This window comes from Saccharothrix sp. CB00851, assembly GCF_001905065.1.
Taxonomy (GTDB): Bacteria; Actinomycetota; Actinomycetes; order Mycobacteriales; family Pseudonocardiaceae; genus Actinosynnema.
The window spans coordinates 237637-261988 of the sequence record NZ_LWLC01000023.1 but is presented as its reverse complement, the minus strand read 5'-3'; the positions used below and the strand labels follow the sequence as shown (position 1 = coordinate 261988).

At 73.4% G+C, this 24352-nt stretch carries 10 protein-coding genes and 1 pseudogene; all 11 read left to right on the top strand.

What is annotated here, in order from left to right; genetic code table 11:
- Positions 1-120 precede the first annotated feature (120 nt).
- Positions 121-5817: a non-ribosomal peptide synthetase gene (locus tag A6A25_RS46415; RefSeq protein WP_158073791.1), complete on the top strand. Its 5697-nt coding sequence runs from the start codon at positions 121-123 to the stop codon at positions 5815-5817.
- Positions 5706-7712, top strand: a pseudogene (locus A6A25_RS22560) (condensation domain-containing protein); the annotation flags it as partial. The gene A6A25_RS46415 and the pseudogene A6A25_RS22560, both read left to right, overlap by 112 nt.
- Positions 7713-7746: 34 nt before the next feature.
- On the top strand, positions 7747-8967 hold the full coding sequence (locus A6A25_RS46410) for an AMP-binding protein (protein ID WP_338013227.1): 1221 nt from the start codon (positions 7747-7749) through the stop codon (positions 8965-8967).
- Positions 8964-10151, top strand: coding sequence for an FAD-dependent oxidoreductase (locus tag A6A25_RS22555; RefSeq protein ID WP_073893002.1), 1188 nt, complete (start codon positions 8964-8966; stop codon positions 10149-10151). The genes A6A25_RS46410 and A6A25_RS22555 overlap by 4 nt, the downstream gene beginning before the upstream one ends.
- Positions 10151-10828 carry a DUF6875 domain-containing protein gene (locus tag A6A25_RS22550; RefSeq protein ID WP_073893000.1) on the top strand — a complete coding sequence of 226 codons (678 nt, stop codon included), beginning with the start codon at positions 10151-10153 and terminating at the stop codon, positions 10826-10828. The genes A6A25_RS22555 and A6A25_RS22550 overlap by 1 nt, the downstream gene beginning before the upstream one ends.
- Positions 10825-14046: a non-ribosomal peptide synthetase gene (locus tag A6A25_RS22545; protein ID WP_073892999.1), complete on the top strand. Its 3222-nt coding sequence runs from the start codon at positions 10825-10827 to the stop codon at positions 14044-14046. The genes A6A25_RS22550 and A6A25_RS22545 overlap by 4 nt, the downstream gene beginning before the upstream one ends.
- Entirely contained in the window at positions 14043-15359 is a 1317-nt protein-coding gene (locus tag A6A25_RS22540) for an MFS transporter (protein ID WP_073892997.1), read from the top strand. Before A6A25_RS22545 ends, A6A25_RS22540 begins: the two co-directional genes overlap by 4 nt.
- Positions 15356-19774 carry a non-ribosomal peptide synthetase family protein gene (locus tag A6A25_RS22535; RefSeq protein WP_073892996.1) on the top strand — a complete coding sequence of 1473 codons (4419 nt, stop codon included), beginning with the start codon at positions 15356-15358 and terminating at the stop codon, positions 19772-19774. Before A6A25_RS22540 ends, A6A25_RS22535 begins: the two co-directional genes overlap by 4 nt.
- A gap of 2 nt (positions 19775-19776) precedes the next feature.
- The gene (locus A6A25_RS22530; RefSeq protein ID WP_073892994.1) at positions 19777-20775 is read left to right on the top strand and encodes a class I SAM-dependent methyltransferase; all 999 of its coding nucleotides are present in this window, start codon (positions 19777-19779) and stop codon (positions 20773-20775) included.
- Between the two features lie 207 nt (positions 20776-20982).
- Positions 20983-21861, top strand: a complete 879-nt coding sequence (locus A6A25_RS22525) for a bile acid:sodium symporter family protein (RefSeq protein ID WP_073893272.1) — start codon at positions 20983-20985, stop codon at positions 21859-21861.
- A 174-nt stretch (positions 21862-22035) separates the two neighbouring features.
- Positions 22036-24324: a PQQ-dependent sugar dehydrogenase gene (locus A6A25_RS22520; RefSeq protein WP_083668558.1), complete on the top strand. Its 2289-nt coding sequence runs from the start codon at positions 22036-22038 to the stop codon at positions 24322-24324.
- Positions 24325-24352 lie beyond the last annotated feature (28 nt).

The window sequence follows — 24352 nt, the reverse complement described above, 5'->3', positions numbered from 1 at the left end:
GCGCATTACGCGCGCTCCCGCCAAAAGGCGTTCCACGCTGTCCGGAAAATGGCCGCCGGGAATTTCCCGGCGGTCGGTCCGGTCCTGCGCGCAGAAAACACATTCGTCGGGGAGGCTTTGGTGCACACGGATTCGGTGTCACGACTCGCGCCCGCCCTGCCGTTGCAGAGCGGAATGATCGCGGCCGGGTTGCGGGACCCGTCGGCCGGGACGGACGTCATCCAGTGCGTGCAGCACTGGCCGCACGGCCTGGACACCGCCGCGTACCTGGCGGCGTGGCGGTCCGCCGTCGAACGGCACCCGGTGCTGCGGTCCCGGTTCGCCTGGCGCGCGGACGGCGGCCTGGAGCAGTGGCCGGGACGGCCCGACGACGTCCCGCTCCTGGTGGACGACTCGGTGACCGACCTGGACGCGTTCCTGGCCGCCGACCGCAAGGCCGGGGTCGACCCGGTGGCCGGACCGCCGCTGCGGGTCGTCGCACTGCCCGGTGACGTCGTGGTGGCGACGTTCCACCACGCGATCCTCGACGGCCGGTCGCTGGCGATGCTGCTGGCCGAGGTCGACGACGACTACGCGGCCCGGCTCACCGGCGGCTCGCTGGAGTTCGCGCCGCGCCCCGACTTCGCCGACTACGCCCGCTGGTACGACGCACGGGTCGCGCCCGACCACCCCGAACGGCAAGCCGACGAACGGTTCTGGGCGGCGGAGCTGGCGGGGTCGGCCGAGCCCGGTCCCCTGCCGCTGGAACACGCCGGACCGGACACACCGCTCATGGCCACGGCCGCGCTTGACCTGTCCGATGCCGAGACGCAAGCCGTGCGGGCGTTGGCCGCCCGGGTGGGCGTCACGGTGAACACGGTCGTGCTGGCCGCCTGGGGCCTGGTGCTGACCGCCCACGCGCACGCCGACGAGGCGATCTTCGGCGTGACGCGGGCCGCACGGCACGGCACCGTCGAGGGCGCGCAGGACGTGCTGGGCCTGTTGCTGGCGACCGTGCCGCTGCGGTTGCCGGTGGACCGGGACGCCTCGGTGGCCGACTGGCTGCGGTCGGTGCGGGAACGGTCCTTGCGGGCGCGCGACCACCAGTTGTGCCCGCTGCCGGTGATCCAGCGCGCCGCCGGGCACGACGCGTCGCCGATGCGCAGCCTGGTGCTGTTCGAGCACCGCGAGCTCGGTACGGTGCTGGCCGCGCGACCGTCCGCGCCACCGGGCAGGCAGGTCCGCATCCTGCGCACCCCCGGTTACGCCCTCACGCTGTACGCGTTCGCCGAGCCGCGCCTGAGCTTCCGGCTCATCCACGACACCGGCCGCTTCCCCGCGTGGGCGCCGGACGCCGTGTTGACGCAGGTCCGCGACCTGTTGGCGGGCATGGCCGAAGCGCCGGAACAGCCCGTGCGCGAGCTGTCCGGGCCGCGTGACCGCGCACGGGTGCTGCGGGAGTGGAACGACACCGCGATCGATCATCCGGCGGACGCGACCGTGCCGGAGGTGTTCGCCGAACAGGTGCGGCTGCGGCCGGACGCGGACGCGGTGTTCGACGGCGAGCGGTGGCTCTCGTACGCCGAGTTGGACGAGCGGTCGAGTCGGTTGGCGCACGTGCTGCTCGCGAAGGGCGCCCGGGTCGACCGGCCGGTGGCGCTGTCGCTACCGCGCGGCGCGGACCTCGTGACCGCGATGCTGGCCGTGCTGAAGGCCGGTGCGGCGTACCTGCCGCTCGACCCGGCGAACCCGGCGGCACGGGACGCGGTGGCGTTGCGCGAGTCCGGCACACCTCTGGTGGTGTCCGATCGGCCGCGCGCGCTGCCGGACGGTGTGTCGTCCGTTGTGTGGTCCGGGTTGAACCTTTCGGAGCAGTCACCGGTATCTCCGGCCGTGCCCACGCATCCATTAAGCGTGGCGTACGTCAACTACACGTCCGGGTCAACGGGCAGACCCAAAGGTGTGGCCGTACCGCACCGGGGTGTGGTCCGGCTGGTCACGCGGCCCACCTTCGCACGGTTCGGACCAGGGCAGACGTTCCTGCACCTGTCCGCGACCGCGTTCGACCTGACCACGCTGGAGGTGTGGGGCGCGCTGCTGACCGGCGGCCGGGTGGTGGCCGCGCCGTCCGGACCACCCGACCCGGTGGTGCTGGCCGACCTGCTGCGCACGCACCGGGTGAGCGTGCTGTGGCTGACCGCCGGGTTGTTCCACCAGCTCGACCCGGCGCTGCTGGCCGACGTGGAGCACGTGCTGGCCGGTGGTGACGTGCTGGCGCCGGACGCGGTACGCGCGGCGCTGGCGGCACGCGGCGGGAAACCCGTGGTCAACGGGTACGGGCCGACGGAGAACACGACGTTCACCACGTGTCACGTCGTGCGTTCGGCCGGGGACGTGGGCACGACCGTGCCGATCGGCAAGCCCGTCCAGCGGACCACGGTGTACGTGCTGGACGAGGAGATGCGGCCGGTGCCGGTGGGTGTGCCCGGCGAGCTGTACACCGGTGGCGACGGGCTGGCGCGCGGGTATTGGGACGCGCCGGGGCTGACCGCGTCGAAGTTCGTGCCGGACCCGTTCGGGCGTGTGCCCGGTGGGCGGTTGTACCGGACCGGAGACCTGGCCCGGTGGCGGCCGGACGGCGTGCTGGAGTTCCTGGGGCGCGCGGACCGGCAGGTGAAGGTGCGCGGGTTCCTGGTGGAGCCGGCCGAGGTCGAGGCCGTGCTGCGGGAACACCCGTCGGTCGGCGCGGCGGCCGTGCTGCCGTTCGGCGAGGACGACGCCAGGCACCTCGTCGCGTACGTCGTGCCGAGTGGTGCTTTTGACGTCGAGGACGTGCGTGCGCACGTCGCGGAACGGCTGCCCGCCTACCTCTGCCCGGCGCGGTACGTGCCGCTGCCGGAGCTGCCGCTGAACCGCAGCGGCAAGGTGGACCGGGCGGCGCTGCGGTCGGTCCGTGCCCCGGGCGCGCGGGGCACGGACCGGACCCCGCCGTCGACCGCCACGCAACGGCGGTTGGCGGCGCTGTGGCGGCACCTGCTGGACGCGCCGGAGGTGTTCGCCGAGGACGACTTCTTCGCGGTGGGCGGCAACTCCCTGCTCGCGGTGCGGCTGGCGTTCCGGGTGCGGGAGGAGTTCGGGGTCGAGGTGCCGGTCGCCGACCTGCACCGGGCCCGGACGCTGGCGCGGTGCGCGGCGGTGGTGGACGCGGCGGCGGGGTCGGCGATTCGGGTGCCGATCACGCGGCGGGACCGGTCGGCGTACCTGGTGCCCGCGCAGCGCACGTCGGCCCGGCCGGTGGCGGATCACCTGGTGCTGCCCGGTGGCGGTCACTGGGCGGCGTGGCGGTGGGTCGAGCTGCGCGGGACGGGGTTCGGCGTCGAGCCGCTGCTGGCCGTGGCCAGCCCGGACGCGGCACGTGCGGCGGAGGCCGTGCTGGCGGCCGAGGACGCGGTGAGCGAGGCGAGGTGGGCGGCGTTCCGGGTGCTGCGGGAGGCCGAGGACCGGGCGCGGGGTGAGCGGCGGTCGGTGTTGCGGAGGATCGGGCGGCTGGTGCGCAAGGGACGGTTCGCCGAGGCACGCGCGGCGGTCGGCGGCGAAGAGGTCGGCGTGGCGTTGGTGGCGGCAGAGGAGGCGGCAGGGCGGCTGGCGGTGGCGCTCGCCGAGTACGAGAACCGGTTCCAGGCCGGTCGCGAGGCCGTCGCCGGCGTGTTGCGGGCCGTCAGCGGGGACGCGAAGTTCCGCGAGGCGGTGGCGTGGCAGAACCCGCGCGCCCTCCAGACCGCGGTGGACGCGTTGCACCAGGCGCTGTCCGGCGAACGGCCCGCCTCCCGCAACGTCGACTACCGCCGCTGGGAGCACACGGTCGTCAGCTACCTCCAGCGCTACTGCGCCAAGAACGACACCATCGGGTTCTTCGGGCCGGTCGGCTGGGCCAGGGTCGTGGACGACGCGCCCGCCCCGATCACCGCGAGACCCGGGCGGGACCTGCTCGCCGCGCGCACCACCTACCTGGAGAACTGGGCCGTCCAGCAGCTGGCCGAGGCGTTGACCACGGACGCCGTGCGGCCGTGGGCGGTGCCCAGGCGGATGCCGTTCGTGGACGTCGTGGGCGCCACCCTGCACGTCCCGATGACCGATCCCGTGCGGCTGCCGACGACGGACGCGGCCGTGCTCGCCGCCTGTGACGGGCTGCGCCGCGCGCCCGCGATCGCGCAAGACCTCGGCCTGCCGGTCGAAGACGTGCTCGACACCCTCGAACGGCTGCGGCAGGCCAAGCGCATCGCCTGGACGTTGGAGGTGCCGCCGGAGGCGTTGGTGCCGGAAAAGGCGCTGCGCGAGCAGATCACGGCCATCGGCGACCCCGAAGTCCGCGCCGGAGCGGAACGCGCGCTCCAGGAAATCGAGCGGGGACGGGACGCGGTCGCCGCCGCCGTGGGCGATCCGGACCGGCTGGTGCACGCCATCGGCGAGCTGCACGAGAAGTTCACCGCCATCACCGGCACGGCGGCCGTGCGGCGGCCCGGCCTGTTCTACGCCGGTCGCACGGTGGTGCACGAGGAGTGCCGCCGCGACCTCGACGTCACCCTCTCCCCCGCGCTGCTGGGCACGCTGTGGACGCCGTTGTCGCTGGTGCTGGAAGCCGCGCGGTGGTTCACCTCCGCCGGTTCGGCGCTGTACGGGCGGGCGTTGCGCGAGGTGTACCGGGAACGGGTCGCGGCCACCGGCTCGGACCGGGTGCGGCTGGCCGACTTCTGGCTGTGGGCCAACGACACGATCTTCCGCCTCGACGAACGGCTGATCGGCAGGCTCGTGCGGACCTTGCAGGACCGCTGGGCCAAGGCCCTCGGGCACGCGCCGGACGGACGCGAGGCCCACTACCGGGTGGACGACGTGCGTGCCGCCGTGCTCAAGGCGTTCGCCGCGCCGCGCCCGGGTTGGCGCGGCGCGATCCAGCACAGCCCGGACGTGCTCATCGCGGCACGCGACGTGGACGCGATCCGGGCGGGCGACTACCGGTGGGTGCTGGGCGAGGTGCACCCCGGCGTGAACACCATGCGGTCGGCGTTGTTCGTGTCGCAGCACCCCGACCCGGCCCAGCTGCGGGCGGCGATGCGGCACGACATGGCGGGACCGCGGGTCGTGCTGGCCACCACCCGCGAGGAGGGCGGCACGCCGCAACGGCTCGCCGACGCGCTGGTCTCGCCGGACGACCTGAAGATCGTGTCCGGGCACGACGCGTGCGGGCCGGGGCTGCGCGACGCGGTGCCGGTCGGCGCGTGCGAGGTGACCGAGAGCGGCGGGCGGCTGGTGGCGCGCAGCCGTGACGGCCGGGTGGACGTGGACCTGGTCGAGCTGCTGAACGAGCAGGTCATGGCGCAGTTGGTGCAGCACTTCCGGCTGCTGCCCGCGGGCGAGCACACGCCCCGGGTCAGCCTGGACCGGCTGGTGGTCGCCCGGGAGGGCTGGCGATTACCCGCCGCGCGGTCGGCGTTCGCGTTCGCCCCGGACGAGGCGACCCGCTTCCTGCGGGCACAGGCGTGGCGACGCGAGTACGGCATGCCGAGGTTCGTGTTCGTGAAGAGCCCGGTGGAGCACAAACCGTTCTACGTGGATCTGGAGAGCCAGCCGTCGGTCGAGCTGTTCGCGCACGCGGTGCGTGCGCTGGACCGGGAGAAGCCGGAGGTCCCGCTGGCCGTGGGCGAGATGCTGCCCGGCCCGGACCAGCTGTGGTTGACCGACGCCTCGGGCGCCCGGCACACGGCGGAGTTCCGGGTGGTGGCGGTCGACCGGCGGGGGTGGCCGGAGGGTGTCGGGCCGAGGGGAGAGGGACCGCGGTGAGCGCGGTGACAGGACAGGACGAGGTGTTCCGGTTCCCGGCGTCGTCGGGACAGCGCAGGTTGTGGTTGGTCGACCAGTTGCTGCCCGACAGCCCGGTGTACAACATCGGCTGGCGGGTGGGGATCGACGGTCCGCTGGACGTCGCAGCGTTGGGTGCGGCGCTGAACGCGCTGGTCGCCCGGCACGAGGCGTTGCGGACGTGGTTCGCGGCCGAGGACGGCGTGCCGGTGCAGGTGGTGTCGGCGTCGTGGACCGTGCCGGTGACGCGGCTGACCGGTGACGTGGACGCGGTGGTGCGCGAGGAGGTCGGCCGACCGTTCGCGTTGCACGGCGGGCCGTTGCTGCGCGCGGGTCTGGTGGAGGTCGCGCCGGACGAGCACGTGCTGGTCCTGGTGCTGCACCACGCGATCGCGGACGGCTGGTCGTGCGCGGTGCTGTTCGACGAGCTGGCCCGGCTCTACGCGGCCGAGGTCTCCGGTGCGCCGCACGGCCTGCCCGACCTGCCCGTCCAGTACCCGGATTACGCCGTGTGGCAACGGGAACAGGCCGACGGCGGCGGGTTCGAGGCCGACGAGGAGTTCTGGCGCGAGGCGTTGCACGGCGTGCCGACCGTGCTGTCGTTGCCTACCGACCGGGCCCGACCGGCGACGCCCACCGGGCGCGGCGCGGAGCTGCGGGCCGGGCTGGACGTGCCGGACGGGTCGTTCGCCCGGCTGCTGGCGGTGTTCCAGTGCGTGCTGCACCGGGTGACCGGGCAGGCGGACTTCCTGGTGGCGACGCCGGTCGCGGCCCGCACCAGGCCGGAGACCGAGGGCCTGGTCGGCTTCGTGGCCAACACGCTGCCGCTGCGGGCGAGGTTCACCCCGGAGACGACGCTCGGCGAGGTGGTCGCGGCGGCCGAGGAGGCGACCGTGGCCGCGCTCGCCCACCAGGACCTGCCGTTCGAACGGCTGGTGGACATCGCCGCGCCCCAGCGGACGCTCGCGCACGCGCCGCTGGTGCAGGTGATGTTCGCGGTCGAACCCGTGCCGCCCGCACGCGAAGCCGGTCCGGTCACGTTCAGGCCTGAGGCCGTGGCCAACGGCGGCGCGAAGTTCGACCTGTCGCTGACCGTCGAACGGGCGGGTGAGCGGTGGTTCGCCCGCTGGCAGTACGACGCCGAGCTGTTCACGCCGGAGACGATCGCCGCGCTGCACGGGGTGTTCGCCGCCGCCGTGCACGCCTCCCGCGCCGACCGGGTCGCCGAGCTCGCGCTCGGTGACGACGCGCCGCAGGAGCCCGCCGTCGAGGTGCCCGCGGAGACGGCCGCCGACCTGGTGTTCGCCGCGCTGGCCGAGCACCCGGACGCGGTCGCGATCGAGGGCGCGTTGACGTGCGGCGAGCTGGACCGCGCGGCGAACCGCCTGGCGCACGTGCTGGTGGCCGCGGGCGTGCGGCCGGACCAGCCGGTGGCGTTGTGCCTGGACCGGGGTGCGCCGATGGTCGTCGGCCTCCTCGCCGCGTGGCGGGCGGGCGCGGGCTACCTGCCGCTGGACCCGTCGTGGCCACCGGCCCGGCTCACCGCCATGGCGGCGGGCTCGGACGTGCCGGTGCTCGTCACGGACGGCGCGGCCCGCGCGGTGACGGGGCAGTTGACCGGGCCGTGGGTCGAGGTCGACCTGGACACCACCGATCTCGCCGCCCAACCCGACACACCGCCCGCTGTCCAGCAGCACCCCGGGATGCTGGCCTACGTCATCCACACTTCCGGGTCGACCGGCAAGCCGAAGGGCGTTCGGTGCACCCAGGGCGGGCTGGCCGCGTTGCTGCGCGCGATGGGCGAGCTGATGCGGCTGAGACCGGACGACCGGCTCGCGTCCATCACCACGCCCGCGTTCGACGTGTCCACGGTGGAGATGCTCACCCCGGCTGATCAGCGGCGCGACGCTCGTGGTGCTCCCGGCGGACGACGTGGCCGACGGCGCGCTCCTGCGTGCGCGCATCGAGCAGACGCGAGCGACGGTCGTGCAGGGAGGTCCGGCGAGCTGGCGGATGATCGTCGCCGCCGGGGGTGTGCCGGCGCGGGTGCGGTTGCGGATCAGCGGCGGCGAGGCGATGACCCGCGACCTGGCCGACGACCTGCAGACCGACGGCGCGACCCTGATCGACGGCTACGGGCCCACCGAGACCACGGTGTACTCGGCGGCCGGGGTGGTGTCGCACGCGCCGGACCCGGTGCGGCTCGGCCCGGCGGTGAAGGGCACCTCGCTGTACGTGCTGGACCCGGTGCTGCGCCCGGTGCCGGCGGGCGTGATCGGTGAGCTGCACATCGGCGGCGCGGGCGTGGCCGCCGGCTACCACGGGCAGCCGGGCCTCACCGCGGAGCGGTTCAAGCCCGACCCGTTCGGCCCGCCCGGCGGACGGCTCTACGCCTCGGGTGACCTGGTGCGCCGGCACGCCGACGGCAGGCTGGAGTTCCTCGGCCGCGCCGACCGGCAGCTCAAGGTGCGCGGCTACCGGATCGAGCCGGGCGAGATCGAGGCCGTGCTGCGCGCCCACCCGGACGTGGCGCAGGCCGTCGTGGTCGCCTGGTCCGCGCACGCCGCCGACGTGCGGCTGGTCGCGTACGCGGTGCCCGTCGACCTCTCGACCGGTGAGGACGAGTTGCGCCGCCGGGTGCGCCCGCACCTGGCGGCGAGCCTGCCCGACTACATGCTCCCGGCGGGGATCGTGGTGCTGCCGGAGCTGCCGCGCACCGGCACCGGCAAGATCGACCGGGACGGGCTGCCCGATCCGGTGTGGACGACCGAGGACGTCGAGCGCGTCGAGCCGCGTGACGACAACGAGCGTCAGCTGGCGTGGATCTGGCGCGAGGTGCTGAGCATCCCGGCGGACGTGCCCTTGGGCGTGCACGACAACTTCTTCGCCCTGGGCGGCCACTCGCTGACCGCCACCCAGATGCTGGCCCGGGTCCGCGTGGTGCTGGACGTGGACCTGCCGCTGGCCACGCTGTTCGCCGCGCCGACCATCGCCGAGCTGTGCGCGAACCTCGATCGCGGCGCGGGCGCGGTGGCCCGGGGACCGGTGCCGCTGCTCGACCAGCTGGACGAGCTGTCCGACGAGGAGATCGACCGCCTGCTCGGCGCCCTGGTCGACGAGGACGAGGCATGAGGCGGGACGCGCTGGTCGTCGGCGCGGGACTGGCCGGGTCGCTGGCGGCCTGCTACCTGGCCCGGCGCGGGTTCGGCGTGCGGGTGCTGGAACGGCGCGGCGACCCGCGGGCACCCGGTGTGCGGGAAGAGGGCCGTTCGATCAACCTCGGGCTGTCCCAGCGCGGCATCGTGGCGTTGCGGGAGATCGGCCTGCTGGAGCGGCTGGCGCCGCTGACCGTGCCCATGCGCGGCCGGGCCGTGCACCAGCCGGACGGCGCGCTCCGCTTCCAGCCCTACGGCGTGGCCGAGGACCAGATCCTGCACTCCGTGCTGCGGCACGACCTGAACGTGGCGCTGGTGGACGAGGCCGAACGGCTCGGCGTCGACTTCTCGTGGGGCCGCCGGGTGACCGCCGTCGACCGCGCCAAGCCCGCGGTCACCACCGACGACGGCGAGCCGCGCACGGAACCGCGGGCGCTGCACGTGTGGCCGGGTGACGACGGCCTGATCGTGGCCCACCCGAACGTGGACGGCTCGCTCACCGCGACGGTGTTCCTGCCGTTCGACGGCGAACACGGGTTCGCCGGGCTGACCGAGCCCGAGCGGGTGCGGTCGTTCTTCGCCCGCCGGTTCCCGGACACGCTCACGCTCATCCCGGACGTGGTCGAGCAGTTCCTGGCGCACCCGCCCGCGAGCCTGGTCACGGTGCGCACCGCCCCGTGGCACGTCACCACCGACGAGGGACGCGGTGTCGTGCTGATCGGTGATGCCGCGCATGCGGTGTACCCGTTCTTCGGGCAGGGCATGAACTCCGCGTTCGAGGACTGCTCGGTGCTCGACCGGTGCCTGGCCGCGCACCCGCACGACCTGCCGGCCGCGCTGGCGCAGTTCGAGGCCGCGCGCCGACCGCACACCGACGTGCTGGCGGAGCTGTCCAAGCGCAACTTCGTGGAGCTGCACGACAAGCTGCGCTCACCGCTGTTCACCGCGCGCAAGAAGGTGGACCTGGCGCTGCACCGGCTCTTCCCGAACGGGTGGGTGCCGCTCTACACCCTGATCTCGCACACCACGGTCCCCTACGGCGAGGCGTTGGCGCGGGCACGGCGGCAGGACCGCGTGCTCGGTGCCATCACGGCCGCGGCGACCGGTGCGGCGCTGGCGGGCCTGGCCCGCCGGTCCCGGAACAAAGGCAGGTGGAGTTGATGCTGATCCATCCGACCCACCAGGCCCACCCCCTGGTCGAGCCGGCGGACTTCGCCGCGCCTCGGCTGCCCGACGCGGTCGCGGCGCACGAACTGCCGCTGCGCACCGTGTTCGAGTGGGCCGGTGAGTACCTGTGCGGACCGCACCCGGACCTGGGGCGCCGGGGCGCGGTCTGCCCGTTCACCGACACGTCCCTGCAGCGCGGCCTGTTCTACCTGTCCGTGCACACGGGCACACCGCAGCGGCCCGACGAGCTGGCCGCGCTGCTGCTGCACTACCGCGACTGGTTCACCGAGCTCGAGCCGAAGCGGGGGCCCGGCGCGCAGTTCAAGACCATCGTGGTGCTGTTCCCCGACCTGACCGAGTTCGGCATCGTCGACCGGGCGCAGGAGCTGCTCAAACCGCAGTACACCCGGGACGGGCTGATGCTGGGCGAGTTCCACCCCGGCCCGCCGCAGAAGGCGGGCCTGTGGAACCCGGTGTTCCGCCCGCTGCACAGCCCCGTGCCGCTGCTGGCGATCCGGCACATGGTGCCGACGGACTTCCCGTTCCTGCGGGACGACGACACCACCGTGGCCGCCTACCTGGAACGCTTCGGCGACCGCGTGCCCACGCACCTGCGCGACCACGTGCGTGCCGCCGCGGACCGGCTGGCCAGGTCCGGGAGCACGTCGTGACCGGGCGGTCGGAGACCGGCGCGGCGTCGTCGGCGCGCAAGCGGGAGCTGCTGGCGCAACGGCTGCGCGCCCGTGCCGCCGCGCCCACCGCGTACCCGCTGTCGTTCGGGCAGCAACGCCTGTGGTTCCTGGACAGGTTCTCCCCCGGCAGCGCCGTCTACAACGTGCCGGTGGCCCTGCGGCTGCGCGGCGCGCTGGACGTGGCCGCGTTGCGGCGCGCGTTGGACGTCCTGGTGAACCGGCACGCGTCGCTGCGCACCACGTTCCCCGACTCGGGCGGCGAGCCGGTGCAGCTCGTCGCACCCACCGGCACCGCGCCCCTCACCACGCACGACCTGCCGGACACGGACCGGGACGCGGCGGCCCAGCGGTTCGCCGACGAACGCGGCGGCATCGGGTTCGACCTGCACCGGGGGCCGCTGTTCGCGGCGAGCCTGGGCCGGTTCGCCGACGACGACCACGTGCTGGTGCTCAACCTGCACCACATCATCGCCGACGCCTGGTCGCTGTCGGTGCTGCTCGGCGAGCTGGGGCAGGCCTACGCCGCGGCGCTGGACGGCCGTGACCCGGACCTGCCCGCGCTGACGTTGCAGTACCCGGACTTCGCGGTGTGGCAGCGGGACCGGATGGCCGAGGTCTCCGCCGGGCACCTGGACTTCTGGACGCGGCACCTCGCGGGCGCGCCGGAACTGCTGACCCTGCCGACCGACCGGCCACGACCACCCGTGGTGACCTACCGGGGCGCGCTGCGGTACGGCTACGTCCCGATCGGGCCGCTGGAGGAGCTGGCCCGCGCGCACGGCGTCACCGTCTTCATGGTGCTGCTGGCCGGGTTCGCGGCCCGGCTCGGCCGGTTGGCCGGGCAGGACGAGGTGGTGGTCGGCACGCCGGTCGCCGGTCGCTCGCACCCGGACCTGGAAGGCCTGATCGGGTTCTTCGTCAACACGCTCGCGTTGCGCACGCACGTGGGTGGGGATCCGACGTTCACCGAACTGCTGGCCCGGATCCGGCAGGTCGCGGCGGATGGTCTCGCGCACGCCGACCTGCCGTTCGAGCGGCTGGTGGAGCACCTGAGCCCGCGGCGCAGCACCGGGCACGCGCCGATCTACCAGGCTCAACTGATCTTCACCAACACCCCACCGCTCGACATCGCGCTCTCCGGGCTGGACGTCACGCCGCTGGTGCCCGACCCGAAGGTGGCGAAGTTCGACCTGACCGCTGCCGCCGACCCGCAGGGCGACACGCTCGCCCTCGGCGTGGAGTACAACACCGACCTGTTCGACGAATCGACCGTCGCCGAGTTCACCGACCGGCTGATCGCGCTGCTCACCGCCGCCGCCGAGCACCCGGAACGGCGGATCAGCGAGCTGGACGGGCTCACCGGCGTGCGGCGGTGGGAGGTGCTGGAGGGCTTCAACGCCACCGATCTCGACCTGCCTCCCGCGCGCACCGCGCTGGACCTGATCACCGGTCACGGCACGGCGGTGTCCGGGGTGGACTCGGCGCTGACCTACCCGGAACTGGACACCCGGGCCGGGCGGATCGCCGCGCTCCTGCGTGCGCACGGCGTCGGCCGGGGGTCGGCGGTGGCGCTGTGCCTGCCGCGCACCCCGGACCTGGTGGCCGCTGTCCTGGGCGTGTGGAAGGCGGGTGCCGCGTACGTGCCGCTCGACCCCGGCTGGCCGGTCGACCGGCTGACGGCGATGCCGGCCGACTCGGGCGCGGCGGTGCTGGTCACGGAGCGCGGGTTGCCGTTCGGCGGCACGGTGCTGAGCCTGGCCGACGCGGACCGCTACGAGCCGTCACCCGAGCCGTGTCCCGCGTCGGGTGAGGACTTGGCGTACATCATCTACACCTCCGGCTCCACGGGCACGCCGAAGGGCGTCGAGGTGCCGCACCGGGCGGTGGTGAACCTGCTGGTGTCGTTCCAGCGGCTGCTGGCCCTCACGGACGCCGACCGGCTCGCCGCGGTGACCACGCTGTCGTTCGACATCTCCGTGCTGGAACTGCTGCTGCCGTTGACCGTGGGCGCGGAAGCGCTGGTCGTGCCTTCGGACGTGAGCGCGGACGGCGTGGCGCTGCGGGAGCTGCTGGTCGAACGCGAGGTGACCGCGCTGCAAGCGACCCCGGCGACGTGGCGGCTCCTGCACGCCGCCGGTGGCGTGCCCGCCGGCGTGGTGACCCGGATCTGCGGCGGCGAGGCGTTGCCGCGCGACCTGGCCGACGACCTGATGGCCGACGACGCGGTGCTGTGGAACGCCTACGGGCCTACCGAGACCACGGTCTGGTCGTCCGCCGGCCGGGTCGAGCCCTCCCCCGCGCCGGTGGTCCTCGGGCCGCCGATCGGCAACACCCGGCTGTACGTGCTGGGTCCGGGGCTGGAGCCGGTGCCGCCGGGTGTGGTCGGCGAGCTGCACATCGGTGGCGCGGGCGTGGCCCGGGGCTACCACGACCGGCCGGAGCTGACCGCGAGCCGGTTCTTGCCCGACCCGTTCGCGGCGGAACCCGGTGGACGGCTGTACGCGACGGGTGACCTGGTGCGGCACCGGTCGGACGGCACGCTGGAGTTCCTGAGCCGGGCCGACCACCAGGTGAAGGTGCGCGGGTTCCGGATCGAGCTCGGCGAGGTCGAGGCCGCGCTGCTGGCGTCCGGCGAGGTGCGCGAGGCGGTCGGGTTGGCCGTCGACGAACGGCTCGTCGCGTACGTCGTACCGGGGGACGTGCCGCGGGACGGGCTGTGGCCCCGGTTGCGGGCGGCGCTGGCGGCACGGCTGCCGGACTACATGCTGCCCGCCGCGGCGGTGGTGCTGGACGCGTTCCCGTTGACGCCCAACGGCAAGACCGACCGCAAGGCGCTGCCGCCGCCGGTGTGGGACGTCGAGGGTGACCGGGTGCCGCCCCGTGACGCGGTGGAAGAGGTGCTGGCGGGCCTGTGGGCCGAGGTGCTGGGTGTGCCGGAGGTCGGCGTGCACGACGACTTCTTCGCGCTGGGCGGCCACTCGCTGCTGGCGGCGAAGGTGCTGGCCAGGGTGCGGGCCGCGTTCGGGGTGGCGGTGCCGATCGGCCGCATGTTCGCCGCGCCGACGGTCGCCGGTGTCGCCGCCGCGCTCGTCGCGCTGGACGACCCGGCGCGGGTGGCGGCGGTGGCCGAACTGCGCCTGGAACTGGCCGGGAGGTCGGCCGAGGAGGTCGAGTCGATGCTCGGGGAGGCGCGATGAACACGGGGTTGCGCCGGTTCGCCGTGGTGTGGGCCGGTCAGCTGGTGTCGGTGATCGGCTCCGCGCTGACCGCGTTCGTGCTCGGCGTGTGGGTGTACCTGGGCACGGGCTCGGTGACGACGTTCGTGCTGATCCAGTTCTGCGCGGTGGTGCCGGGCATCCTGCTCGCGCCGTACGCGGGCGTGGTGGCCGACCGGTTCGACCGCAGGCGGATCATGCTGGTCGCGGACTCCGGCGCGGGTGTGGTGACGGCGCTGCTGCTGGTCGCCGTGTCGACCGACGCGTTTGCGGTGTGGCAGGTCTACGTCGCCACCGCGCTCACCGCGACGCTGAACACGTTCCACGTCATCGCCTACACGGCCTTGGTGCCCGCGTTGGTGCCCAAGGAGCACCTGGGCCGGATCAACGGGCTGATGCAGATCACGCAAGGGGTGCAGATCGCGGCTCCGCTGGTGGCCGGTGCGTTGCTGGGGCTGGTGGGCCTGCGGGGCGTGCTGCTGATCGACCTGGTGTCGATGGTGTTCGCGGTCGGCGCGTTGGTGCTGGCCAAGCTGCCCGACGACGCCGTGCGGCCCGCAGGTGCCTCGGACGACGAGCGGGAGGGCATCGGGGCGGGGTTGCGGTGGTTGCGCGGCGCGCCCGGGTTGTTCGCGCTGTGCGCGGTGTTCGGGGTGTGGAACTTCCTGTTCGCCATCGCGGGTGGGCTGGTGCAGCCGCTGATCCTGTCGTTCTCCGGTCCGGCGACGCTGGGCGTGCTGATGGCAGCGGGCGGCAGCGGGCTGTTCGTCGGCGGCCTGGTGATGGGTGTGTGGGGCGGGCCGAAGCGCCGGGTGCACGGCATCTACCTGGGCTTGGCGCTGGGCGGGGTGTTCCTGGTGCTGCACTCGCTCGCGCCGTCGCCGTGGCTGATCGGGGTGGCCGCGCCCGCGTTCCTGTTCACCCTGCCGTTGATCAACACGTGTTGCGTGACGTTGTTGCAGACCAAGGTCGACCCGGCGGTGCTGGGCCGGGTGCTGGCCGTCGTGCGGATGCTCAGCACCGCCGCGATGCCCGTCGCGTTCCTCTTGATCGGCCCGCTGACCGACGGCGTGGCCGAGCCGTTGATGGCGTCCGACGGACCGCTGGCCGGTGGTGTCGGCGCGCTGATCGGCACCGGCGAGGGCCGCGGCATCGCCCTGATCTTCCTGGTCGTCGGCGTGCTGATGCTGGTTCTGGCGGCCTTCGCCTGGTCGCGGCCGCGGCTGCGGGCCGTGGACGACCTGCCCGACGCGGTGCCCGACGAGACGCCGTCACCTGAGAGGAGCCTGGGATGACCGAGCTCTCCGACCACCGGGAACGCCTGCTCGCGAAGCTGCTCGCCGAACGAGGGCTGGCCACCGCACTCCGCCAGGCGGTGCCACGACGGCCCGAGGGCGCGGTCGTGCCGCTGTCGGGCAACCAGCGCGGCCTGTGGCTGACCGGGCGCCTCGGCCTGGACGCGGGCGCGTACGTCATGTTCGCCGCGCTGAGGGTCAACGGCTCCCTGGACGAGGACCGGCTGCGTGAGTCGGTGCGGACCGTGATGGGGCGGCACGAGGCGTTGCGCACGCGCATCGTGGACACCGATGGCGTGCCCGAGCAGCAAGTGCTGGACGACGTGCCCGAGGACGTGGCGTTCTCGTCGGTGTCGGGCGAGGACGAGCTGGACGCGTTCCTGGTGTCCGAAGTGGACACGCCGTTCGACCTGGCCGTCGCGCCGTTGCTGCGGGTGCGCGTGGTGCGGGTCGGCCCGGGTGACACGGCGATCGTGTTCAGCGCGCACCACATCGTGTGCGACGACGTGTCCCTCGGCGTGGTGGCGGGCGAGGTCGGCGACGTCTACGCGGGCGTGACGCCGGAGCCGGTCGGGGCGCAGTTCCCCGACTACGTGCACTGGCAGGCCGACCGGCTCGCCGACGGCGAGCGGCAGCGGCAGCTCGACCACTGGCACGACCGGCTGGCCGGCGCGCCGGACGTGCTCGACCTAACCCTGGACCGGCCGCGCACGCCCCACCGCACCACGGCGGGCGGCAGCCACCGGTTCACCGTGCCCGCCGCGCTGGCCGGGAAGCTGGCCGAGGTGACCCGCGCGCACGGCTGCACCACGTTCGCCGGTCTGCTGGCCGCGTTCGGGGTGCTGCTGGCCCGCCGGTCGGGCGCGGACGACCTGGTGATCGGCTCGCCGACCACGCACCGGCCGTTCCCCGAGCTGGAGCGCTCGGTCGGCATGTTCGTCACCACCACCGCGCTGCGGCTGGACCTGTCCGGCGACCCGACCGTGGCCGACCTGCTCGGCCGGGCCCGGGCCACCGCGATCGACGCACTCGACCACGCCGAGGTGAGCTTCGACGAGGTCGCCGCCCGGGTGGCACCGCGCCGCGACCTCGCGCACCACCCGTTGTTCCAGGTCATGCTGGTGCTCAACCGGGGTGGCGGCACCGGTTCCTGGGCCGGGATGGCGGCCTCCGAGCTGCCGATCGATCGCGAGACCAGCCGGTTCGACCTCACGCTGCACGTGCGCGAGACCGAGGGCGACTGGCCGGCGAACCTCGACTACAGCACCGACGTGTTCGACCCGGACACCGTGGCGCGGCTGGCCGACCACCTGCTCGCGGTGCTGGCCGCGCTGGTTACCGACCCGTCCGCCCGGCTGTCCGCGGTGGACACGACGACGAAGGCCGACCGCCTGGCCGCCGGACGGCTCAACGGCGAGCCGCAGGACCCCCTGGACCCGGCGTTGTCGCTGCGCCACCCCGGCGTGCTCACCCGGATCGCTGCGCAGGTCGCCGCGCACCCGGACACCACCGCCGTGCTCGACCTGGCGGAGGGGACCGAGGTGACGTTCGCCCAGCTCGACCGGCGGGCCAACCGGGTGGCGGGGCTGCTGGCCGAGTGGGGCGTCGGTCCGGAGGTCCCGGTCGGGCTGGCGTTGAAGGCCGGGCCGGACGCACTGGTGGCGCTGCTGGCCGTGCTCAAAGCAGGGGGCGCGTACGTGCCGCTCGACCCGGCGCACCCGCCCGCGCGGCTCGCCGGGCTGCTGGCCGACTGCGGCGCGCCCGTGGTGATCACCTCGCCCGCCGACCGGGATCGGTTCGGCGGGTTCCGAGGGGCGTTGCTGGACACCACCGACGACGCGTTCACCGGCGAAGCCGACGCGCCGCCGGTCGTGGACGTGGACGTGCCGGACGACGGGCTGGCGTACATCGTCTACACGTCCGGGTCGACCGGCGTGCCCAAGGGCGTGCAGGTGCAGCACGACACGCTGGCCAACCTGACCGGCGCGTTCATCGACCTGCACGGGTTCGGGCCCGGGCAGCGGATCCTGATGATCCCGCCGTTGAGCTTCGACGCGTCGGTGGGCGACGTGTTCCCGGCGTGGTGCGCGGGCGCGGCGGTCGTCGTGCACCCCGAACCGGCCGCGATCGGCGGCACCGACCTGCTCAGGCTGTGCGCGGAGCACGCGATCACCGCCGTCGACTCCCCCGCCGCGCTGTTCAAGCGCTGGGTCGCGGACCTGGCGGGGCTCGACGTCGACCCCGGTCCGCTGACAGTGATGATGATCGGTGGCGAGGCGGTGCCACCGAAGGCGGTCGCCGAGTGGGCGGCGTCGACCGGTCGGCGGGTCGCGCTGGTCAACCACTACGGTCCGACCGAGACCACGGTCTGCGCCACGGCCTACCGCACGGTGGACGCGAGCGAGGTCGACCCGCGTGCCGCGACGTTGCCGATCGGGCGTCCGCTGCCCGGCGTGGGGGCGTACGTGCTGGACGCCGACCAGCGCACCGCTCCCGTCGGCGTGCCCGGTCAGCTGCACATCGGCGGCCTCGCGCCCGCGCGTGGCTACCGGAACGACCCGGAGCGCACGGCGTCGGCCTACCTGCCGGACCCGACGGTCCTGGGCGGTCGGAGGTATGCCACCGGTGACCTGGTCCGGCTGCTGCCCGACGGCACCCTGGAGTTCCTGGGCCGGGTGGACGACCAGGTCAAGCTGCGCGGTCACCGGATCGAACCGGGCGAGGTGCGGTCGGCGCTGCAGGCACATCCCGAGGTCGCCGCGGCGGCGGTGGCGGTGCGGGGTGACACGCTCGTCGCCTACGTCGTAGCGCGCTCGCAAACTCCCGCTTTGGACGAACTGCGGGCGTTCTGCGCCGGACGGCTGCCCGACGCGATGCTGCCCGGCGCGGTCGTGGTGCTGGACGAGCTGCCGCTCACCCGGCACGGCAAGGTCGACGTGGCGGCGCTGCCCGACCCCGATCCGGCGGCCGGGCTGACGCCGTACGAGCCGCCGCGCACCCCGGTCGAGCGGACGTTGGCCGAGGTGTGGTCCGAGGTGCTGGACGTGCCGCTGGTCGGCCGTCGTGACAGCTTCTTCGGCCTCGGCGGGCATTCGCTGATCGCCGCTGCCGTGCTGGCCAAGGTCCGTTCGCTGCTGGGCGTGACCGTGCCGCTGCGCGCCCTGTTCGCCACCGCCGATCTGGCGGAGCTGGCCGAGGTGGTGGAGCAGGCGGCCGCGTCGGACCACACGTTCGCCAAGAAGTACAAGTCCGGCCTGCCGACCGTGCCGGAGATGAGGGCGGACGCGATACCGCCGGACGACATCGAGCCGCGACACCCCGTACGGACCGGACCGGCGCAGCGGGTGCTCCTGACCGGCGCGACCGGGTTCCTCGGCGCGCACCTGTTGGCCGAACTGCTGTCCCGCACGGACGCCGAGGTGCACTGCCTGGTCCGGGCCGAAACGCCGGACGTGGCGCTCGCCCGGGTCCGGGCGAACCTGCGCCGCGCGCACCTAAACGTCCCCGAGGAACGGTTGGCCCGGGTGGTGCCGGTCATCGGCGACATGTCGCGGCCGCTGCTCGGGTTGCCGCGGAAGGACTTCGACGCGCTGGCCGAGAGCGTGGACGCGATCTACCACAACGGCGCGGTGATGAACTTCGTGCTCACCTACCAGTGGATGATGCCGCCGCACGTGGGCAGCACGGTCGACGTCCTGCGGCTGGCCACCCGGTACTCGACCAAACCGGTGCACCTGATGTCGACGCTGGGTGTGTTCCTCGGCGTGAACTACGACAAGCAGCTGGTCACCGAGGCCGACCGGCCCGAGGACCCGACCGGCTTGGACACCGGCTACCACACCACCAAGTGGGTGGCCGACATGATGGGCGTGCTCGCGCGGGACCGGGGCGTGCCGCTGTCGATCCACCGGATCGCCGCGATCGTGGGCGACGTGCGCACCGGGACGGCGAAGACCGAGTCGTACCTGAGCAGGCAGATCGCGACCTGCGCGCACGCGGGTGCGGTGCCGACGACGCCGGACGTGATCGACATGCTGCCGGTGGACCGGTTGGCGGGCGCGATCGCGGGCATCTCGACGACGCCGTCCGCGCTGGGCCGGGACTTCCACTACTACCGGGCCGACGGGTTCAGCTACGCCGACCTGGGCGAGGTGCTCACCGCGAAGGGTTACCCGACCCGGCTGCTGGAGTACGCGGACTGGCGGTCGTTGATGCTGGAGAGCCCGGACAGCGCGTTCGGCCCGCTGGCGTTCGGCCTGACCACCACGCACCGTGCGCACCCGGTGTTCGACTGCTCCGCCACGTGGGCCGCCGCGGCGTCGGTCGGGGTGGAGTTCCCGCCCGCCGACGCCGAGATGATCGCCCGTCACGTCGACTTCCTCGCCGCCGCGGGCGTGCTGCCGGAAAGGGGCTGACCATGCCACTGCACCTGGGACCGGACGACGGCCCGCCGTCGTTCCACGACCTGCTCGCCACGGCGGGCTACCGCGCCGTCGCGACGGGGCTGCGGCTGGGTTTGTTCGACGCGCTGGCCGACGGCCCGCTCCCGATCGCGTCCTTGGCGTCCGCTTTGGGCGCCGACCCGCGCGGCACCGGGCTGCTGGCCGAGGCTCTGGTGTCGTTCGGCTACCTGACCCGGGCGCCGGATGGCTACGCCAACACCGACGAGACCACCGAGTGGTTGGCCGGCGGCGGTTACTCGGAGGTGGACAAGTTCTGGTCCGTGGTGCTGTTCGAGTCGTGGGAGGGGATGGAGGAGTCGGTGCGCACCGGCAAGCCCTCGATCGACTTCTACGCGTGGCTCGCCGAACGGCCCGACGTGCTGCGCCGGTTCCAGGGCATGCTGTCCGGGCACGCCGACGCGATCGCGCCCGAGGTGGCCTCGATCCTGCCGGTCGGCTCGACGTTGCTGGACGTGGGCGGCGGGCACGCCAAGCACGCGATCCGGCTGTGCGCCACGCACCCGGCGCTCCGGGCCACCGTCATCGACCTGCCGGACGCGCTGGCGGTGGGTGCGGCGGCCGTCACCGACGCGGGCCTGAGCCGGCGGATCACCCTGCGCGCCGGTGACTACGACACGCTCGACCTGGGCTCGGACTACGACACCGTGCTGCTGTTCAACGTCGTGCACGGGCGTACTGCGGTGGCGAACGAGGCGTTGCTGGCGCGGGTCGCGTCGGCGCTGCGGCTTGGCGGCGCCGTTGTGCTGCTGGAACACGACGAGCACCCACCGGACCGCGCGGGCGACGCCTTCGCCCGGGTCTTCAGCCTCAACCTGTTCCACGGTCAAGGTGGGCAGGTGTACGGCGTGGAGGAGATCACCGGCTGGCTCACGTCCGCGGGGTTCAGATCGCCGGTGGTCCACCCGCTGACCACGTCACCGGGTCAGTCACTGCTGGTGGCCCGCAAGGAGTGACCAGGCTCGGCGTGGATGCTTGAAGAGCTTGAAAGCTTTGAAAGATCCAAGGCGTCCTCGCCTTGCGAGCTTCTGGCAGTTCGCCGCCGCTTGATCACCGAATGTCATCGAACCGGCCTCGAACCTCCCGATTCGTCCCGTTCTGGGGGAGGATGCGCTCCTCCCCCGGCCTCCCCCGGGTTCGACGCAGAAACGCAGGTGATCGCCGTGGATTCCGCACTGACGAGCGTCGGCCTCCCGATCGCACTGGCCGTGGTGATGTTCGGGCTCGGGTTGTCGTTGACGGTCGCCGACTTCGCCCGCATCGCCCGCGAGCCTCGTGCCGTGGCGGTCGCGTTGGCCACCCAGTTGGTCCTGCTGCCGCTGGTGTGCTTCGGGTTGGTGGTGGTGTTGGGCCTGAACCCGGTGCTGGCGGTCGGCATGATGCTGCTCGCCGCGTCACCCGGAGGCACGACGGCGAACCTGTTCAGCCACCTGTTCCGCGGTGACGTCGCGCTCAACATCACGCTGACCGCGGTGAACTCGGTGCTCGCCGTGATCACGCTGCCGCTGGTGGTCAACTTCGCCCTCGACCACTTCGAGCCGTCGACGGAGGGCGCGGTCGGGTTGGAGTTCGGCAAGGTCGCCCAGGTGTTCGCGATCGTGCTGGTGCCGGTGGTGCTGGGCATGCTGGTGCGCCGCTGGTCGGCGGTGTTCGCCGACCGCGCGGACAAGCCGGTGCGGATCTTCTCGGCGGTGGTGCTGGTGGCCGTGATCGCTGGCACGATCGTCGCCGAGTCGGAGAACATCGGTGGCTACCTGGCCGACATCGGGCTGGCGACCGTGGTGTTCTGCGCGTGCAGCCTCGCCGCGGGCTACCTGGTCCCCCGGTTGGCGAAGGTCGGCGAGCGGCAGGCGGTGGCGTCGGCGTTCGAGGTCGGCGTGCACAACAGCACGCTGGCGATCACGGTCGCGGTGACCGTGCTCGGCAGCGAGCAGCTCGCCGTGCCGGCGGCCGTCTACGGCGTGGTGATGTTCCCACTCGCCGCGGCGGCCGGGTTCCTGGTGACCTGGGGCAAGGCCGAGCGCGACACCGTGCTGGGCTGAACGCCGAACCTGCCTCCACCGGACGGACGACGCCTGGGCCGAATTTTCGGGGTCGCCGATAGTCCGCTCGAATGAGAGCCCGGCACCCACCCGACAAAGCGGTGCGTGACCGCCGACTCGCATGGCACCCTTCCGTGCTCACCCAAAGGTGTCACGAAGGGAACAAAACGGACCATGCCTTTACCGCGCCGCACCCGGCTTTCACCCCGTTCCAGACGGGTCACCACCGTGGCCGCCGCAGCTGTCCTGCTCGCCGCGTCCACGGTGGCGCTCCCGCCGACGGCCACCGCCGCCGTCCCGACCGGTTTCACCGACACCCTCGCCATCAGCGGCCTCACCAGCCCCACCGCCGTCTCGTTCGCACCCGACGGCCGCGTGTTCATCGCCGAGAAGAGCGGCCTGGTCAAGGTCTTCGACTCGCTCGCCGACACCACCGCCACCGTGTTCGCCGACCTCCGCCCGCAGACCCAGGACTTCTGGGACCGCGGCCTGCTCGGCCTGGCCGTCGACCCGCAGTTCCCGACCCGCCCGTACGTCTACGTCGCCTACACCTACGACGCCGTCCCCGGCGGCACGCACCCGCGCTGGGGCGACCAGTGCCCGACCCCGCCCGGTGCCACCGACCAGGGCTGCGTGGTCACCGGCCGGGTGTCCAAGCTGACCATGGGCGCCGGCGGCACGATGACCGCCGAGCAGCCCCTGGTCACCGACTGGTGCCAGCAGTACCCCAGCCACTCCATCGGCACGGTCGTCTTCGGCCCCGACGGCGGCCTCTACGTCGGCGGCGGTGACGGCGCGAGCTTCAACTTCACCGACTACGGCCAGGTCGGCAACCCGTGCGCCGACCCGCCGTCGCCCGCGGGCACCAACCTCACCGCACCCACCGCCCGCGGCGGCGCCCTGCGCGCGCAGTCGATCCGCCGCCCGTCCGGTGAGCCGGTGAGCCTCGACGGCACGATCGTCCGCATCGACCCCGACACGGGCGCGGGCCTGCCCGGCAACCCGTTCGCCGGCCACGCCGACGCCAACGCCAAGCGCGTCATCGCCCACGGCATGCGCAACCAGTTCCGCTTCGCCTTCCGCCCCGGCACCGAGGAGCTGTGGGCGGGCGACGTCGGCTGGAACACGTGGGAGGAGATCAACCGGATCGCCGACGTGAACGACGCGACGGCGGAGAACTTCGGCTGGCCCTGCTACGAGGGCTCGGCCCGCCAAGGCGGCTACGACGGCGCCAACCTGACCCTGTGCGAGTCGCTCTACACGGGCGCAGGCCAGACCACCCCCTACTACGCCTACAACCACTCGGCGAAGGTCGTGGCGACCGACCCGTGCCCGACGGGCGGCTCCTCGGTGTCGGGCATCGCGTTCGAGTCGGGCAGCAACTACCCGCCCGCCTACGACGGCGCGCTGTTCTTCGCCGACAGCTCGCGCGGCTGCATCTGGGCCATGCAGACCACCGCTGGCCAGCCCGACCCGGCCAAGCTGGTGCCGTTCGTGACCGGGGTGAACGTCCCGGTGCAGATCACCACAGGCCCCGGCGGCGACCTGTTCTACCTCGCGCTGGGCGCGGGCCAGCTGCGCCGCGTCAGCTACCCGACCGGCAACCGGGCGCCCACCGCGGTCGCCACCGCAACCCCGCAGTCCGGGCCCGCGCCGCTGGCCGTGCAGTTCAGCGGCACCGGTTCGACCGACCCGGACCCTGGTGACACGCTGAGCTACGCGTGGGACCTCGACGGGGACGGCCAGTACGACGACTCCACCTCCGCCACCCCGACCCGCACGTACACCACGCAGGGCGCGGTGACGGTCCGGCTCAGGGTGACCGACCAGGCGGGCGCGTCCGGCACGACCGCGGTCACCGTCACGGTCGGCACACCGGTCTCGGACGACCCCGTGCCGGTGATCGACACGCCGACCGCGCCGCTGAACTGGTCGGTGGGCCAGAACGTGCCGTTCTCCGGGCACGCGACCGACCCTCAGGACGGCACGCTGCCCGCGTCCGCGTTGAGCTGGAAGCTGAGCATCCAGCACTGCGCCACCAGCGGTTCGTGCCACGAGCACGTGGTGCAGAACTGGTCGGGGGTGGCGTCGGGCTCGTTCATCGCACCGGACCACGAGTACCCGTCGTACCTGGACCTGACGTTGACCGCCACGGACTCCTCGGGCCGCACCAAGAGCACCACGACGAAGCTCGACCCGCGGACGGTGGCGCTGACGTTCACGTCGAGTCCCAGCGGGTTGCGGCTGAGCGTCGGCGGCACGGCGCAGACCACGCCGTTCACCCGCACGGTGATCGTCGGGTCGAACAACTCGATCAGCGCACCGAGCCCGCAGAGCGGTCCGCTCGGCCTGCGCTACCGGTACAGCAGCTGGTCCGACGGCGGCGCGCAGACGCACAACATCGTCGCACCGGCGAGCGCCACCACGTACCGGGCGAACTACTCGCTGTGCCTGATCTGCTGACGTGACGGGACCGGCCGCGGACGTGCCG

Coding starts and splice junctions, on each gene's coding strand:
- A6A25_RS22520 (WP_083668558.1), top strand. CDS start 22,036: ATGCCTTTACCGCGCCGCACCCGGCTTTCACCCCGTTCCAGACGGGTC.
- A6A25_RS22550 (WP_073893000.1), top strand. CDS start 10,151: ATGCTGATCCATCCGACCCACCAGGCCCACCCCCTGGTCGAGCCGGCG.
- A6A25_RS22530 (WP_073892994.1), top strand. CDS start 19,777: ATGCCACTGCACCTGGGACCGGACGACGGCCCGCCGTCGTTCCACGAC.
- A6A25_RS22535 (WP_073892996.1), top strand. CDS start 15,356: ATGACCGAGCTCTCCGACCACCGGGAACGCCTGCTCGCGAAGCTGCTC.
- A6A25_RS22540 (WP_073892997.1), top strand. CDS start 14,043: ATGAACACGGGGTTGCGCCGGTTCGCCGTGGTGTGGGCCGGTCAGCTG.
- A6A25_RS22555 (WP_073893002.1), top strand. CDS start 8,964: ATGAGGCGGGACGCGCTGGTCGTCGGCGCGGGACTGGCCGGGTCGCTG.